The organism is Rhizobium vallis (assembly GCF_003985155.1).
Taxonomy (GTDB): Bacteria; Pseudomonadota; Alphaproteobacteria; order Rhizobiales; family Rhizobiaceae; genus Rhizobium; species Rhizobium vallis.
The window spans coordinates 23,984-40,256 of the sequence record NZ_ML133691.1 but is presented as its reverse complement, the minus strand read 5'-3'; the positions used below and the strand labels follow the sequence as shown (position 1 = coordinate 40,256).

The following is a 16,273-nucleotide window of genomic DNA, read 5'->3' as shown; positions in this document are numbered from 1 at the left end:
CCTATTATTGGGAGCGCTTCTGGCCGTCGACTTCTTCGTATTCCGCATCCACCACGTCATCATCGCCGGCGGCCGCATTCCTCGTTGTTGACGCTTGATCGTCGGCGCTCTCCGTCTTGGTCTGGCTGGCCTTGTAGATGGCCTCTCCAAGCTTCGTGGAAGCTTGGGTCAAGGCGCGCGTTTTTTCCTCGATCCGCCCGAGATCGTCGCTTGAAATCGCTGATTTGAGATCGGAGAGCGCCATCTCAATGTTAGCTTTGTCTGCCGCTTCGAGCTTTTCGCCGTGCTCGGCCAAGGTCTTTTCAGTAGAGTGAATTAGGCTCTCCGCCTGATTGCGCGCCTCGACAAGGGCGCGGCGCTTTTTATCTTCCTCCGCGTGCTCCTCGGCCTCCCTCACCATTTTTTCTATATCGGCATCGGATAGTCCACCCGATGCCTGGATCCGGATCTGCTGTTCCTTGCCAGTGCCCCTGTCCTTAGCCGTGACGTTGACAATGCCGTTGGCATCGATGTCGAACGTGACTTCTATTTGCGGCACGCCGCGCGGCGCCGGCGGAATACCGACGAGATCGAACTGGCCAAGCAGCTTGTTGTCGGCCGCCATCTCGCGCTCGCCCTGGAAGACCCGGATGGTCACTGCTTGCTGGTTGTCTTCAGCGGTCGAGAACACCTGGCTCTTCTTGGCCGGAATGGTGGTGTTGCGGTCTATGAGGCGCGTGAATACACCGCCGAGCGTCTCGATACCGAGCGAGAGGGGTGTTACGTCGAGCAGCAGGACATCCTTGACATCGCCTTGCAGAACGCCGGCCTGGATTGCCGCACCGATGGCGACCACCTCGTCCGGGTTCACGCCCTGGTGCGGATCCCTGCCAAAATAATTCTTCACGATCTCCTGGATTTTAGGCATGCGGGTCATGCCGCCGACAAGCACGACTTCGTCGATCTGCTTGGCGTCTATGCCAGCATCCTTGAGAGCGGCCATGCACGGTCCGATCGTGCGCTGCACAAGATCATCGACAAGGGATTCAAATTTTGCGCGCGAGAGCTTGATGTCGAGATGCTTTGGCCCGTTCTGATCGGCTGTGATGAACGGCAGATTGATCGTTGTTTCCGTCGTCGCGGAAAGTTCGATCTTCGCCTTCTCCGCGGCCTCGCGCAGACGCTGCAACGCCAGACGGTCGTTGCGCAGATCTATGCCTTGCTGCTTTTTGAACTCGTCGGCCAAGAAATCCATGATGCGTTTGTCAAAGTCTTCACCGCCGAGGAAGGTGTCGCCATTGGTCGCCTTCACCTCAAAGACGCCGTCTCCAATATCCAGGATGGAGATATCGAATGTGCCGCCGCCCAGATCATAGACGGCGATTGTGCCATGTCCCTTTTTCTCAAGACCGTACGCGAGGGCCGCGGCCGTTGGCTCGTTGATGATACGCAATACCTCCAGGCCGGCGATTTTGCCGGCATCTTTGGTGGCCTGACGCTGGGCATCGTTGAAATAAGCGGGAACGGTGATTACCGCCTTCTCGACCTTTTCGCCGAGATAACGCTCCGCCGTTTCCTTCATTTTCTGCAGGATAAAAGCGGAGATCTGCGATGGGGAATATTTTTTCCCGTTGGCCTCGACCCATGCGTCGCCATTATCGCCGCGGACAATCCTGTAAGATACGAGCCCCTTATCTTTCTCGACGATGGGATCGTCAAAGCGGCGGCCGATCAATCGCTTGATAGCAAAAATGGTATTCTCCGGGTTGGTTACGGACTGGCGCTTCGCCGGTTGACCCACGAGCACCTCGCCATCTTTGCCGAACGCGACCATAGACGGTGTCGTCCTCGCTCCTTCCGCGTTTTCGATCACCTTCCCCTGTTTGCCTTCCATCACGGCAACACAGGAATTTGTCGTTCCCAGGTCGATACCGATCACCTTGGCCATATCCGCCTCCATCGCAGCGTCTCTCTGCACGCGATGGATCTTGGCCACCGCCACAGTCGAGAGGCACTTAACATCGTCCGCCAGATGGGCGCCTTGACAACCGTCAATACGACCGACGCTCATGAGGATGGCAGGATTAGCGCAAGGATCTGCGCGCAGGAGGCTGAAGCGTCAATCGCGTTGTCCACCCCTGATGAACAATACCTGACAGATAGAGTTACTGGCGCGGGCGGGAAAACATACCTCATTTTGCTGGTAATCGCCGAGAGCTTGACCCTATGGGATCGCGGGAAACGCGAGAAGAAACGGCACTGTGAGAGCAGCCATGAAACCAACGCAAGATCCGACATAGATGTGGGACGAGTCGGTGAGAGTGCGGTGACCAAGGGATTCTACATAGGGAACGTACGGATGCCCCTGAATAGAATATCGGTCCATGCCTCATCAAAATGGATTATCATTCCGGAGGAACGGCTATGGAGCGAATGAACCTTGGCAAACTTTCCTCCGCGGTGGACGCCGCCGCGGGCCATTCGCCTGTATATGAAACCGTAGTAAACTTCACACGTGAACTTGGCACTACCGTGACCTTGGCGCGCTGGGAGCGTGCTGATTGCTGTGATTCTATGGTCGAGAGTGGTGGGATCGGTTGGGTGCTATCTGGCACCGTCCGGAAGTCCGTCATTCTCGAAAGCGGACAACGGCGCATTGTCGACCTGATGATGCGGGGTGATTTCTTTTCTCTGCAGGGAGATGATCCCCGGGCATTTTCATTCGAGGTATCAACTGACGAAGCGGTGACCGCAAGAATTGCGCATAGGGACCTCATCTCGATGCCCATATTGCAACCCGAACTATATCGGTTCGTCCACGAACGAACCTGTGAAACCATTTCCCGCCTTGAAAATCACATACTGGTTCAGGGGCGAACGAGATCGGCGCAGAAGATCGCGAGTTACCTTTCCTTATTATGCGCTCGCTTGTCTGAGGAACAAGGTGCAGCGGTGGAACTACCCATGTCGCGCTACGACATCGCCGATCACGTTGGGTTAGCAGTCGAAACAGTCAGCCGAGCCATAACCGATTTGCGCCGGCGAGGGCTTATAGAACTCGAAACTCCACGATCCATGGCAATATGCCAGGCTCAGAAGCTTCTCGCGGATTTAACTTGAGTCGCTTTTCACATTCTTCAATCAAGAAAGCGGCGCCCGATAGACTTACAGGCCATCCAACACCCGAAAAACCGCGTCGCAACATCCAGAGAATTTTCCAAGCTGCCGGCGGTATCGAGGAAATGTGACCCGCAACTGGGGAATAAACGCGCGAGTGTGCCCATGCTGATTTGAAGCAGAACGTGCGTGTAGGAAGGCAGCCGACATCACGATTGCTGACCACGACCCAAGGGCCGCGTGGGGCGGTGCTAGACACGTCCGTTTGTGGTCGCGCCGGGAGAGGAATTGCAGCGTCAAGACTAGCAGCTCCAACGGTCAGCACGATCGATGGCCCTGTTCTCAGCCACGGCGTTCCAAACACTCAGGTGTTCCCTATGTGCAGCGAGTAGGAACAACAGATCAGCTACGCCGAATACCGCAAGGTGATGTCTCGCTCTTGGCATCCCCACGCACCAAACGAACTGGATATGCCGACGTCTAACGACATCAAGATCGGCGATATGGCCCCGGCAATCCGTGCTGGAGGCGATATTATCTTGGAGCTGACGTAGATGAAGTTCGGGTTTCCCACGACCCTGACGCGCGGCCCAGTGTTCAATCTTCGATCGGGGGCCGACCGGCTTATTAAACTCGAAGGAAATGAGCCGCGATGAATGAAGCGCTCGGAACAGGTATAATCACATCTGAAGCGGTGGATCAGACTAGCTTTTGCCGACTCGGCGCCTTCATCGATGAGCTTGCCAGTCTCATCTGAAAGTGCCAGCAGTTTGCCGGAATGTCCTTCTTCGGACTTCAAAAGGTCAACAAAGCCTGAAGAGCAGGGTGTATCTGGGCTCAACGCATGCGGCGATGATCTTTGCGACACGCCCAAAACGGCCGCTTCAGGCGTCCGTTTCGGGAAGACGCCTGCCTGTTCCGGCGGAAAACAGATGTTCGCTGGCGATGCGCAAGGTAAAGCGGATCGTATCGCCCGCCTTTACGGCAATGCGCTCTCGAAACAGCATATTGACGTTTTCCCCCTCGATTCGGGCGACAACCAGCGTCTCCGCGCCTGTCGGCTCCATGACCACGACCTTTGCCGGCGTTCCCTCGTCGGCGATGACGAACTGTTCCGGCCTGATGCCGTAGATGAGCTCTTCTCCGGGATCGGTTGTGCCGGGACGCAGCGAGAGCGGCATGGCGACACCACTGTCGGTGCGGAAGATCGAAGGCGCGTCGGCCTGGATGCGGCCCTTGAGCAGGTTCATCGCGGGCATGCCGATGAAGCCGGCAACGAAAGTGGTTGCTGGTCGATCATAGATCTCCAGCGGGGTTCCGATCTGCTCGACGATGCCGTCGCGCATCACGACGATGCGGTCCGCCATGGTCATTGCTTCGGTCTGGTCGTGGGTGACGTAGACGGTGGTGATCTTCAGCCGCTGGTGAAGCTCCTTGATCTCGGCGCGCATCGCCACGCGCAGCTTGGCGTCGAGATTGGAAAGCGGTTCGTCGAAGAGGAAGACCTTCGGATCGCGCACGATCGCGCGGCCCATGGCGACGCGCTGGCGCTGGCCGCCGGAGAGGTGACGCGGATGACGGTCGAGAAAGGGTTCCAGCGCAAGGGTCTTCGCTGCAGACTGCACCCGGCGGCCGATCTCGTCCGAGGCCCTACCGCGCAGTTTCAGCGAAAAGCCCATATTCTCCGCCACCGTCAGATGCGGATAGAGCGCATAGCTCTGAAACACCATGGCAATGTCGCGCTCCTTCGACGGCAGGTCGTTGACCATGCGACCACCGATCGAAAGCCGCCCGTCCGAGATCGTCCAGGCCGGCGATCATGCGCAGCAGCGTGGACTTGCCGCGGCCGGAGGGGCCGACGAGCACGATGAACTCGCCATCCTCGATATCGACGTCGACGCCGTGGATGACAGGCAGGTTGCCGTAGGACTTGCGGATGTTGTAAAGCGCAATCGACGCCATGATATTTCCCCCTCTAGTGATCGTAATGTTAGGCCGCCCCTTCGCCCTCATGATTGACCGCCGTCCTAGTGCCGGAGGAGAACATGATCAGGGCAAAGAGCGGTTCGGTGCCGAGAGCGCGCGCCCAGTGCCTGATGTTGCGGGGAATGCGGATCGTGTCGCCGGCTTCGAGCCGGTAAAGGGCGTCGCCGAGCTTGTGCTCGCAACTGCCGGAGACGACGTAAAGGATCTCCTCGCAATCGGGATGCGAATGCAGCTGGTTGCGCTCGCCGGGATTGATGCGGCAGGTGCCGAAGGTCATCTCGGCGCCGGGCGTGCCGTCGCCGGTGATCTTCCAGTTGAGTTCGCCCCAGCTGGTCGGCATGAATTCGCCGCCGGCTTTTCGGAAAATGACATCGCTATCGGTCAAGGCAGTCCCTTCCCTGTCAGAGATTGGTGGTGACGCCAGCATCCGTGCGTCTGTAGAATTCGAAGAGTTTCATGATCTCGCGGGCAATTTCGAGCGTGCCCCTTGAGATCGGCGTGCCGGAGAGGATCGCATCGGTCAGATGCAGGATTTCGGGCACATAGCCGAGATAGAAGAGGTTGTTGTTATAGAGCTGGCCGAGCGAATGTTCCGGCTCGTAGAATAGCGCCGCATTGTCGTCCGGCTGGATGAAACTTGCGGCGCGGCCGTAGGACGGAAGATCAGCCTTGCGGAAATAAGTCAGCCGGCTGCCGTTTTCGACGATGGCGTTGGCGCCTTCGCCGATGATCTCAACCCGCTCGAAGATGCTGCCGCCGGATTGGCCAGCGGCAAGATGCAGCGTGCCGATCGCGCCGGAGCGGAAGCGCAGGCTGGTGACGGTCGCCCCCGTCACCGTTTCCCATTCATAGCCGGCGCGTTCGATCTCGCCACCGAGGAAGTTGAGGATCGCGCCGGGATGATAGATATGGTCGAGGAAACTCTGCATCTTGACGAGATCGGCGCGATCTTCCCGGCTCGGCAGGCTCTGGGGATAGCGGACATTGATCGAGGTCAACCTGCCGAAGCCGGGCGAGCCGATCAGGTCCTTCAGCTTCTCGATTGTGGGGAAGAAGGTCTTCTTGAGACCGGTCATCACCATGCGGCCGGCCGCAGCACTTGCCGCCTGCAGTTTTTCGATATCTTCGATGCTTGCCGCGGTCGGCTTTTCCATCCAGACGTGCGCGCCTGCTGCAATCGCGTCGAGCGCCAGATCGGTCGCCTGTACCCGGCCGTCCGGATGATAGGCGGTGACGAGAAAGACCAGGTCCGGCTTTTCCCGTTCCAGCATCTCACGATGGTCGGTATAGGCTTTGCCGGCGCCGAAGAGCTTGGCGAATTTCTCGGCGCGGCCGAGATCGAGATCGCAGATGCCGGCAAGTTCCACCGGCGCATAACGCAGGGCCGGATAGACATTGCGGTAGGCATGGCCGCCGGCGCCGATGAAGCAGGCCTTGATGCGGTGGTCGAACTCGAAATTGTAGCGGATTTCCCGCTGGACATGATGCGACATGGTCAGCCCTTGATTGCTCCCTGAGTCAACCCCTCGGTAAAGCGGCGCTGCATCAGGATGTAGAGAAGAATGATCGGCAGGAACGAAATGACGGTGCCCGAGAAGACCAGGCGGTAGTCGGAAGCATAGGTGCTGGCGAAACGGACGAGCCCGAGCGGCAGCGTCTGCACCTCCGGGCTGATCAGCACGATCAGCGGCAGGAAAAAGTCGTTCCAGGTGGAGAGCGCGCTGATGATGACGAGCGCCTGCACCGCCGGCGTGGAAATCGGCAGAAAGACTTTGGTGAGGATCTGGAAATGCGAGGCGCCGTCGATCTTGGCAGCCTCGATCAAATCGTCCGGCACGCCGATGAAGAAGCTCCGCATCAGGAAGATGCCGAAGGGAATGCCGTTGCTGACCTGTACCAGCACGATGCCTGCAAGCGTGTTGACGAGGTTCAGCCCGAAGAGCACCTGGTAGAGCGGGATGACGATCGCCTGCACCGGTACGGTCAAGCCGAGGATGAAGGCGTAGAACAGCCATTCCCGGCCGGGAAAACGGATCTTGGCGAGTGCATAGCCGGCGGGAGCGCAGGTAATCAGCGACAGGAGGACGACGCCGATAAGGTTGATGAGGCTGTTACCGACGAGTTCGCCGAACCCGCCGATCTGCCAGGCGTCGAGATAATTCCGCCACATCAAGTCGGCGGGCCAGGTGAAGGGATCGGCCTGGCCGATCTCGGCCTCGGTCTTGAAACTCGAAATCACCAGCCAGACGAAGGGGGCGAGGATCAGGATCAGCGCCGGGGTTAGCGCCAGCGCCACCGGCCATTCGCGATTGCGCACACTCATTGTGAAAGCCTCGCGCGCCAGCGGTTGAAGACGATGGTGATGACGATCGCGAGCAGGCTGAGCAGAATGCAGAGCACCGCCGCAAGCCCGTGATCCTGGGACTGGAAGGCAAGCCGATAGATATAGGTCGTGATCAGCTCGCTCTGATAGAACGGCCCGCCATTGGTCATGACGAAGACCGTGGCGAAGCCCTTGAGGCCGTTGATCATCGCCAGCGAGACGACGAAGGTCGTCACCTCGCGAAGCCCCGGCAGCGTCACGTAGATCAGCTTCTGGAAGCCGTTGGCGCCGTCCACGTCGGCGGCGTCATAGAGCGAGTGGTCGATGTTCTGCAGGCCGGCGATGAAGAGCAGCATGTAAAGGCCGAAGCCCTGCCATGAGCTTGCGACATTGACGGAAAAGAGCACCAAAGCGGGGTCGGAAAGCCAGCCCTGCGTGAAGGCGCCGAGCCCGATACGCGTCAGCGCCGTGTTCAGCAGGCCGAAGAACGGATCGTAGATATTGGCCCAGATGACGCCGACCACCGCGAGCGACACTAGATGCGGCAGGAAGAAAGCGGTGCGGAAAAAGACCTGCGTGATCCTGAGCCTGCTGACGGCAAGCGCCAAGAGAAGGCCGAGCCCTCCTGCCATTACCACATGGTAGGCCAGCCAGAGGAAGGTATGGATCAGGCTCTTCCAGACGATCGGGTCCTGCACGGCCTTGGCGTAGTTGTCGACGCCGACGAAGTTTGCTGACGTGTTGAAGCCGGCGGAGCTGTTGAAGCTCAGCCAGAAGGTGGCGGCGATCGGCAGCAGCGTGAAGACGGCGTAAAGCGCGAGCGCCGGCGTCATCAACCAGAATGCGGTGCGGGCATCGCCATCGGGTGAGGCATTTCCGGCCGTTCGGCGTTTGGACATACGGGCGGACAGGCCGCCCGTATGTCTCGCCACGGCAGACGCATCCCTGAGAGGAGCAACGACCTTGCTTCCGGGCGTTTCTGGAATGACCACTATTTCGCCTCTGCCATCTTCGCCTGGAGTTGCTTCATACCGTCCTCGCCGCCGATCTGGCCGGAGATCAGGCCCTGGATGACCTGGAAATAGGTGTCGAGAACGGTGCCGGGCAGATAGACGCTCGGGTTATAGCCGACGCCGCCTGCGGCAGCCGCAAAGACGTCCTTCAGGACAGGGGTCGCTGGCTCGACCCCGGGGATTTCGCGCGGGTAGATCATCGTGCTTGCCGGATCCTGCGCACGTTTCTTCATCACCGCATCCGACAGCATGAAGTCGATCCACTTCATCGCAAGCTCGGGCTGCTTGGAATTGACCGGCACCAGCCAGCTCCAGCCGACGCCGCCAGTCGGGATCGCCGCTCCCTTGATGTCGGAAGGCATGGGGGCGTAGCCAGCATTGGAGAGGTCGTAGCCGGCCTTGCGGGCATTGGCGGTGAACCAGGGGCCGGCGACGAACATCGCCGCGCGCTTGTTGAACCAGAGGCGTGAGGCGCCATCGAGATCGAGGCCGGCCATTTCCTTCTTGATGTAGCCCGCCTCGACCAGCTTCTGCAGCCGGACGGCGCCGGCGGCGATTGACGGATCGTCCCAGGCGATTTCGCGGCGCAGCGCCTTGCCGATCACCTCCTTGCCGCTTGCCGATTGCAGCAGGTTGCCGAAGAGATGGCCGGCGCTGCCGGTCGTGCGCGGGCCGATGGCGATCGGCTGCAGGCCGGTTTCGTCGATCGATTTCATAAGCGCTTCGAATTCGGTCCAGGTTGCCGGGATCTTCCAGCCCGCCTGCTCGAAAAGGTCCTTGTGATACCAGATGCCAAGCGCATCGAGGCCGTCAGGAACCTCATAGATCTCGCCGCCGAACTGGCCCTTCAGCTCGGTGTAGAGCCAGGGGTAGATCTTGTCCTTCCAGCCGCGCTTTTCATATTGCCCGGTCAGTGGCATAATCTGTTTGGCGTTCTTGACGACGCTGATGCGGCCGATGCCGGAATTGGTGAGGATCACGTCGGGACCTGCATCCGACTGGATGGCAGCTTGCACTGCGCCGTTGCTGATTGTCCCGGTCGGCGGCATGAACTCGACTGTTACACCGGGATTGGCCTTCTCGAAATCGGCCTTGATGCCGTTCCACAGCTGCGCGACCAGCGGTTCGGTGATCTGTTCCGGACCCCACATCTTCAGGGTTTCGGCATGCGCCAGCGAACTTGTGGCGATCATCGCCGCAAGTGCTGTGCTGCGGGTAAGAAATTTCAGCATTGTTCCCTCCTCTTGGGCCGCTCCGCGGCCACGTTTTTCGCTTGTCGAAAAGGAGACCTCCCTCTCCTTCACGTCGCCGGGCATGCATCCGACATTCTGGCCGGCTAACGCGCCGGATTTTCCTTCTGAAACCGCGCCATGACGGCCTGCTGGACATCGCTGATATGCGCGTGCATCAGCGCCTTTGCGCGGGCAATGTCGCGTGCCCTGAAAGCCCGCAGGATCTGGTCGCGTTCTTCCGCCGCCCTTTCGGCGAGATCGCGGCTCTCATTGGCAATCGAGCGGCAGATCTGGATCTGCAGCGCGAGCCGCGCCAGTGTTTCGATCAGCGGCGCACTTCCCGAAAGCTCGGCGATGGTCTCGTGAAATTCCTTGTCGCGAATGCCGTAGGTCTCCATGTCGCCGCGGCGCAGTGCCGCCACTGCCTCATCCAGGATGCGTTCGAAGTTTGCGATATGCCGGTCACTCATCTCAGGCACGGCAAGCTCGACGGCAAAGCATTCAAGCGTCTTGCGCAAATTATAGAGGTCGTCGATCTCCTTCGGCGTGAAGCTGCGCACGAAGAAGCCGCGATAAGGCTTGATCTCGATCAGCCCTTCCTTGGCGAGCGTGCCGATCGCCTCGCGAAACGGCGTGCGGCTGACCTGCAGGCGTTCCGTCAGCTCCTTTTCGTCGATCGAGACGCCGCTCGGCAGCTCGCCGGAGACGATCAGGCGAACGATCTCTTCGTAGATCCGCTCGCGAAGGGTGAGATGGCGCGGTGCGTTCATGATCTCCATTTCCGTCTGGCATTTGTGATCTAAGTATGCAATATGCGAAAGAATATACAATATGGAAAATACAAAAACTGGATTTATCGGGAAACAGAACAGAGACGGATTAAAAAGAGGAGGAAAACCAATGGGAAAGGTCTATGTCGTCGGTACCTGCGACACCAAGGGAGCGGAACTGAACTACGCCAAGGATGTGGTTTTTTCGGCCGGAGCCGATGCGTTGCTCATCGATGTCGGCACGCTCGGCGATGGCGCCGGAGCCGACATCCGGGCGCGCGACGTCGCCGAATTTCATCCCGAGGGGGCGGTGGCCGTGCTCGGGCAGACCGATCGCGGAACTGCGGTCTCGGCCATGGCCAAGGCGCTGACGGCGTTCCTGAAATCGCGTGATGACATCGGCGCCGTTCTCGGCCTCGGCGGAACCGGCAATACCGCGCTGGTGACGGAGGCGATGCGAGCGCTTCCCATCGGCCTGCCGAAGCTGATGGTCTCGACGGTCGCCTCGGGCAATGTGGCGCCCTATGTCGGGCCGAACGATATCACCATGATGTATTCGGTCGTCGACGTTGCCGGCCTGAATGCAATCTCGCGCAAGGTGATCGGCAACGCAGCCAATGCGGCGGCTGGCATGGCCCGCAACCCCGTTCGCGCTTCTACGGATGATCGGCCGGGGATCGGCATGACCATGTTCGGCGTCACCACCCCTTGCGTCACGCAGGTTCGCGAGATGCTCGGCAAGACGCATGAAATCTATGTCTTCCATGCGACCGGCGTCGGCGGCCAATCGATGGAGAAACTTGCCGATTCAGGTCTGCTGCAGGGTGTGATCGATGTAACGACGACAGAGGTTCCCGATCTGCTTGTCGGCGGCGTTTTTCCGGCGACAGAGGATCGCTTCGGCGCCATCATCCGCACCGGCCTGCCCTATGTCGGCTCGGTCGGCGCCGTCGACATGGTGAATTTCGGGGCGCAGGAAACCGTGCCGACACTGTTCCGCGATCGCAGGCTTCACGTCCACAATGCCCAGGTGACCCTGATGCGCACAACGCCGGAGGAAAACAGCAGGATCGGCGCCTTCATCGTCGAACGGCTCAACCGGATGCGAGGTCGGGTTCGCTTCTTGCTGCCGCTACAGGGCGTTTCGGCAATCGATGCTGCCGGTCAGCCGTTCCATGATCCCGAAGCCGACGCGGCGCTGTTATCCGCCGTCCGGACCGGATGGCGCGATGCGCCGAACAGACGCCTCATCGAGATAGACGCCCATATCAACAGCCCGGAATTCGCTGCGGCGCTCGTCGCCAGCTTCCATGACATCCATGCCTGAGGAGAGAGTCTTGACCCGTATCGACAGAAACGACATTCTGAGCAAGCTTCGCCGCAAGATCGCCGAGGGTCGGCCGATCATCGGCGGTGGCGCCGGCACCGGCCTTTCGGCGAAGAGCGAGGAAGCCGGCGGCATCGACCTGATCGTGATCTACAATTCCGGCCGTTACCGCATGGCCGGGCGCGGTTCGCTTGCTGGTCTGCTTGCCTATGGCAATGCCAACGAGATCGTCAAAGAAATGGGCCGTGAGGTGCTGCCGGTCGTGCGCCACACGCCGGTGCTTGCCGGCGTCAACGGCACCGATCCCTTCATGCTGCCCGATCACTTCCTCGACGAGTTAAAGGCAATGGGTTTTGCCGGCATCCAGAACTTCCCGACGGTCGGGCTGATCGACGGCACTTTCCGCGCCAATCTCGAAGAGACCGGCATGGGTTTCGATCGGGAAATCGACATCATCGCTCGCGCCAACGCCAAGGACATGCTGACGACCCCTTACGTCTTTAGCAACGAAGACGCGGTTGCCATGAGCAAAGCCGGCGCCGACGTCGTCGTCTGCCATCTCGGACTGACCACTGGGGGCGCGATCGGCGCGGAGACGGCGCTGACGCTCGATGGATGCGTGGAGAAGATCAACGAATGGTCGGATGCCGCGAGATCCGTGCGCGACGATGTTATCGTGCTCTGCCATGGTGGCCCGATCTCCATGCCCGCGGATGCCGCTTATGTGCTTGCCCGCTGCAAGGGTTGCAACGGCTTCTACGGCGCAAGTTCGATGGAACGTCTGCCGACCGAGGTCGCGATCAGGGCGCAGGTAGAGGACTTCGCGAAGATGTAGGCGTGCGTGATGTCAGAGGGGGAAACGAACAAGCTGGGCCGGACGGGCCTCATTGCCGGATGCGTCAGCAGCCGCTGGACAAGTGATCGTTACCGGAATCAGCGGAGACGGCGGAAGGATCGCTTCGTGCCGGAGGCATAGAGCGCGTCCGCCCGACCGGGTAGTGGCTCAAATGCGCCTCACGATTTGCTCTCGGTAATCTCGCCACTGAGCGGCGGGCCGTATCTCCGATCTCGGCGGATCGGCGTACCAATCACTCCAGCTTTAAGTCAGGCCGTACCAGGTCCCGCGTCCCGCTCCATGAAGGGTCAGATGTCCCTGCTCCGTCAACGCCCGAAGATGATCCTTGACGGTGTTGCGGCTTGCGCCCATGGCTTTGGCCGCGACCATGACAGTAACGCGCCCACGCTCTCGTGCCAGTTCGAGGATCGCGACCGACAGTTCCGGCAGGTCGCCCAACAGAATACGCTCACGTTCGATCTTGCGCTCGAGCCGCTGCTTCTGGCGCTGCAGGCTCCGCAGGAAAAATTCGACCCACGGATTCCAGTCCTGTTCTTCTGTTCGGATTGTTCCCTGTGTGCGACGAAGCGCGAGGTAATAAGCTTCCTTGTTCTGCTCGATCACGCTCTCGAGAGAGCTATACGGGACATAGAAGTAACCAGCTCGAAGCAGCAACAGGGTGGTCAAGGCTCTCGACAGGCGTCCATTGCCGTCCTGGAAAGGATGGATTTCCAGAAAGACCACAACGAAGACAGCGACGATGAGGAGGGGGTGGAACCTGCCATCCTTCTCTTGGGTCTGTTGCCAGGCTACCAGTTCTGACATCCGGCTGGGCGTATCGAATGGGGACGCAGTCGCGAAGACGATCCCAAGGCTTCGCCCATCTTCGTCGAAGGCCTCGACGTTATTGGAAAGTGTCTTCCAGCTTCCTCGGTGCCTCTCGTCCTTGGTCGAGTGGGCGAGCAGGTCCCGATGAAGTTGTCGGATGTGATTTTCGTTGAACGGGATCGCATCGAAGGCTGAGAAGATCGTTTCCATCACCTCGGCATAGCCTGCGACCTCCTGTTCGTCTCGACTGGCGAACGAGCCAATACGGAGGTTCGAGAGAAGCCTTTCGACTTCACGGTCGCTTAATTTCGCGCCTTCAATGCGGGTCGACGATCCGATGCTTTCGATCGTTGCGACCCGTCGCAAACTGGAGAGGCGGTCGGGCGCGATGCGGCCGAGCGCTCGCCAAGCACCTTTGAATTCGTCGATTTCGGCGATCAGTGATAGGATCTCCGGCGTGATACGCAATTTGGAGAGATCGAGTTCCGTCATCCATTATCCCATCCGTTTACATCCGAATGGGATATGGCACGCCGGAATCCATTTTGCCATCCATTTTCATCCAATAAATGAAAAATTGCGGAAAATGTTGGAGCGGGAGAGGCTCCGCTGGTGGCGGAGCCTCTCCCGCTCATTCCTCATCCTGCCACCTGCGCAGATCCGTCTGGGGTGATGTCAGGTTAAGTTGTTGAAATACGTTTTCGACAAGACGCGTGGCTCAGGCAGCGGTCTCGACCACGGCCTTCTAACCGCTGCCCCTTATAGGGCAGCTCGCAATAAAAACCCTCGGATCTCTCCGAGGGTTCGCAGTAAGATAGGAACAGCCCCGGACGCACAATCGGGAATGCGGTAGCCAACCCGCGCATCAGAGACGCCCGTTTGCGAGAGCGGCATCGTCTTCGTGCCCAATGCATTGACAATGGACATCAGAGCGATGTTTTCCTCGCACATTCACCAAGAATGTTTGGCCGTTTCGGACACTACGGTTGTGATAGAGATGCAAGAATGCGCCAAAATTTGCCGCTTTGCTCTTTTCGTCAGGGGCACTTTGCCTATAGTGTCCGGCTAGAACACTCGGGCGCACGTTATGTTTCAACTTCACTATTTTCCAGATAACGCGAGCCTTGCACCTCATCTTCTTCTGGTCGAGACGAATGCAAAATACGAACTCAAACTGGTTGATCGCAAATCGAATGCCCAGAAGTCTGCAGACTATCTGAAGCTCAATCCAGCGGGTCGCATTCCAACGCTGGTCCATGGCAATTTGGTGCTTTTCGAAAGTCCCGCCATTTGCGTTTACATTTGCGAGCAGGACAGCGCTTCGCGATTTATCCCATCGCAAGCGAACCCCGATCGACCGCTCTTTTTTCAGTGGTTGGCGTATCTGAACAACACCTTGCAAGCCGAATACATGGTGTGGCGATACGCCGAAAAACACACGACAGAACTCGCAGGCGTCGAGGCGATCAAGGCTGCACAGGCTACACGGCTGGCAGAAATGCTTGCCCTACTAGACACCGAGCTTGGCCGAAAGCGCTTCATGCTTGGTGAGGAGGTTTATGCCTGCGACCATTTTCTTTTCATGCTGGCGCTGTGGTGTGAAAGCCTGCCCCGGCCGACCTCAGCTTATGAAAATCTAAGCCGCTTCATGCATGAACTGTCTCAGCGGCCTGCGATCCGCAAGGTATGCGAGATCGAAAACATCAGCCTTGATTGCTACTCGCGGTAGAGGCGGTCTTTCGTGTGCGATCGGCGCCGCGCATCAGGAAAACTTGACGAAGTTGATCGCTGGCAGCGCGCCGCCGGGGAACTGGGTGAGCCTGCCGCCGATCGAGATCGGGCCAAGGTCGACCCCGGCAAAGCCGAGCCTGCCGATCAGCGCCGCAACCTCCCCCTTTGCCGCTGCGTCGTCGCCGGAATAGAATAGAACGCGCGCTCCGCCTTCCGCATGAGGATCGGCCTCGACGAGAGCGGCGGACAGATGGTTGAAAGCCTTCACCACGCGTGCGCCTGGCACGAGACCAATCACGATGTCCGTCGACAGTCTCCCGTTCAGTTCCGCCGGCTTGAAGAGCGGTGCTTCGATCGGGTTGTTGGCATCGATCACGATCCGGCCCTCCCAATCCGGCAATCCGGAAAGGGCTGTCGGGAGCTTCGACCAGGGCACGGCAATCAGCACAATGTCCGCCCGCGCTGCGGCTTCAATCGTTCCGGTTGTGGCGCTAGCTCGCTCACCAATCCGGACAGGCTTTCCGGGCCACGGCTGTTGGCGATCGTCGCTGCAATGCCGTTGCGGGCCAGTGCCCTTGCGAAGGCTGCGCCGATAATTTCCGGCGCCGATAATACCGATACTTGTCATTGTCGTTCTCCTGTTGAGTTATGGTGTGGGGAAAAGATTCAGGCGGACTGGCCGCCATCGACATTGAGCGTGGCGCCGGTGATGTAGCCGGCGTCCGGGCCGACGAGGAAGGCGACCGCCGCCGCGATATCCTCCGGCCGGCCATAGCGACCGAGCGCGGCAAGGTTTTTCAGCGTTTCCGCGAACGGCCCGTCTTCAGGGTTCATGTCCGTGTTGATGGCACCGGGCTGAACGACATTGACGGTGATGCCGCGTGCCCCGAGATCTCGAGCCCAGCCTCGCGTATAGGCGGCGACCGCAGCTTTCGTCGCGACATAGTCGGCGGCGCCGGCAAAGGGGATGTGGACGGCGCCCGTCGTGTCCGCCCGCGAAAAGAAAGCCTGCACCAACGGAATCGTCGCGCGCATGTCCTCAGAAGCCGTCGATCCAAATTGCATGCCGGCGAAGCTTGGGATGCAACCTCGGACCGTCTTGAGGGGTATGAACCCATGCCAGGCTCACAAC

Annotated in this window: 14 protein-coding genes and 1 pseudogene; 4 read left to right on the top strand and 11 right to left on the bottom strand. The window is 59.4% G+C overall.

Annotation, left to right across the window (positions count from 1 at the left end):
- Positions 1-4: 4 nt before the first annotated feature.
- The gene (gene dnaK / locus EFQ99_RS17935; RefSeq protein WP_126922350.1) at positions 5-1,927 is read right to left on the bottom strand and encodes a molecular chaperone DnaK; all 1,923 of its coding nucleotides are present in this window, start codon (positions 1,925-1,927) and stop codon (positions 5-7) included.
- A 476-nt stretch (positions 1,928-2,403) separates the two neighbouring features.
- Here dnaK and EFQ99_RS17930 point away from each other — a divergent pair, with 476 nt between their 5' ends.
- Positions 2,404-3,099, top strand: a complete 696-nt coding sequence (locus tag EFQ99_RS17930; protein ID WP_164736396.1) for a Crp/Fnr family transcriptional regulator — start codon at positions 2,404-2,406, stop codon at positions 3,097-3,099.
- Positions 3,100-3,980: 881 nt separating this feature from the next.
- Here the strand turns inward: EFQ99_RS17930 and EFQ99_RS17925 are convergent.
- The 7 genes and pseudogenes from EFQ99_RS17925 to EFQ99_RS17895 all read right to left on the bottom strand — a co-directional run bounded on the left by EFQ99_RS17925 (position 3,981) and on the right by EFQ99_RS17895 (position 10,420).
- A pseudogene (locus tag EFQ99_RS17925) lies at positions 3,981-5,058 on the bottom strand (ABC transporter ATP-binding protein).
- A 28-nt stretch (positions 5,059-5,086) separates the two neighbouring features.
- Entirely contained in the window at positions 5,087-5,467 is a 381-nt protein-coding gene (locus tag EFQ99_RS17920) for a cupin domain-containing protein (RefSeq protein ID WP_126922348.1), read from the bottom strand.
- Between the two features lie 16 nt (positions 5,468-5,483).
- Complete coding sequence (locus EFQ99_RS17915; RefSeq protein ID WP_126922347.1) at positions 5,484-6,575, bottom strand: Gfo/Idh/MocA family protein; 1,092 nt, start codon at positions 6,573-6,575, stop codon at positions 5,484-5,486.
- A gap of 2 nt (positions 6,576-6,577) precedes the next feature.
- Positions 6,578-7,405 (bottom strand): carbohydrate ABC transporter permease, encoded by an 828-nt coding sequence (locus EFQ99_RS17910; RefSeq protein WP_126922346.1) that lies wholly within the window; start codon positions 7,403-7,405, stop codon positions 6,578-6,580.
- Positions 7,402-8,337, bottom strand: coding sequence for a carbohydrate ABC transporter permease (locus EFQ99_RS17905; protein WP_126922345.1), 936 nt, complete (start codon positions 8,335-8,337; stop codon positions 7,402-7,404). The genes EFQ99_RS17910 and EFQ99_RS17905 overlap by 4 nt, the downstream gene beginning before the upstream one ends.
- A 59-nt stretch (positions 8,338-8,396) precedes the next feature.
- Complete coding sequence (locus EFQ99_RS17900; RefSeq protein WP_126922344.1) at positions 8,397-9,650, bottom strand: ABC transporter substrate-binding protein; 1,254 nt, start codon at positions 9,648-9,650, stop codon at positions 8,397-8,399.
- A gap of 104 nt (positions 9,651-9,754) precedes the next feature.
- Complete coding sequence (locus EFQ99_RS17895; protein WP_126922343.1) at positions 9,755-10,420, bottom strand: GntR family transcriptional regulator; 666 nt, start codon at positions 10,418-10,420, stop codon at positions 9,755-9,757.
- A gap of 130 nt (positions 10,421-10,550) precedes the next feature.
- On the opposite strand from EFQ99_RS17895, the gene EFQ99_RS17890 reads away from it, so the two are divergent.
- Together EFQ99_RS17890 and EFQ99_RS17885 are read left to right on the top strand one after the other, a co-directional pair.
- Positions 10,551-11,747, top strand: a complete 1,197-nt coding sequence (locus EFQ99_RS17890) for a Tm-1-like ATP-binding domain-containing protein (RefSeq protein ID WP_126922342.1) — start codon at positions 10,551-10,553, stop codon at positions 11,745-11,747.
- Between the two features lie 10 nt (positions 11,748-11,757).
- On the top strand, positions 11,758-12,582 hold the full coding sequence (locus EFQ99_RS17885; protein ID WP_208722784.1) for a phosphoenolpyruvate hydrolase family protein: 825 nt from the start codon (positions 11,758-11,760) through the stop codon (positions 12,580-12,582).
- 264 nt (positions 12,583-12,846) lie between these two features.
- Here EFQ99_RS17885 and EFQ99_RS17880 read toward each other — a convergent pair whose 3' ends face one another.
- Positions 12,847-13,902 carry a Fic family protein gene (locus tag EFQ99_RS17880; protein WP_126922340.1) on the bottom strand — a complete coding sequence of 352 codons (1,056 nt, stop codon included), beginning with the start codon at positions 13,900-13,902 and terminating at the stop codon, positions 12,847-12,849.
- A 595-nt stretch (positions 13,903-14,497) separates the two neighbouring features.
- Here EFQ99_RS17880 and EFQ99_RS17875 point away from each other — a divergent pair.
- A complete protein-coding gene (locus tag EFQ99_RS17875; protein WP_126922339.1) occupies positions 14,498-15,139 on the top strand; it encodes a glutathione S-transferase family protein in 642 nt (213 codons plus the stop codon).
- Between the two features lie 33 nt (positions 15,140-15,172).
- On the opposite strand, the gene EFQ99_RS17870 is transcribed toward EFQ99_RS17875, so the two are convergent.
- Entirely contained in the window at positions 15,173-15,769 is a 597-nt protein-coding gene (locus EFQ99_RS17870; protein ID WP_126922338.1) for an NADPH-dependent F420 reductase, read from the bottom strand.
- Positions 15,770-15,807: 38 nt separating this feature from the next.
- Entirely contained in the window at positions 15,808-16,176 is a 369-nt protein-coding gene (locus tag EFQ99_RS17865) for an SDR family oxidoreductase (protein ID WP_425376274.1), read from the bottom strand.
- Positions 16,177-16,273 lie beyond the last annotated feature (97 nt).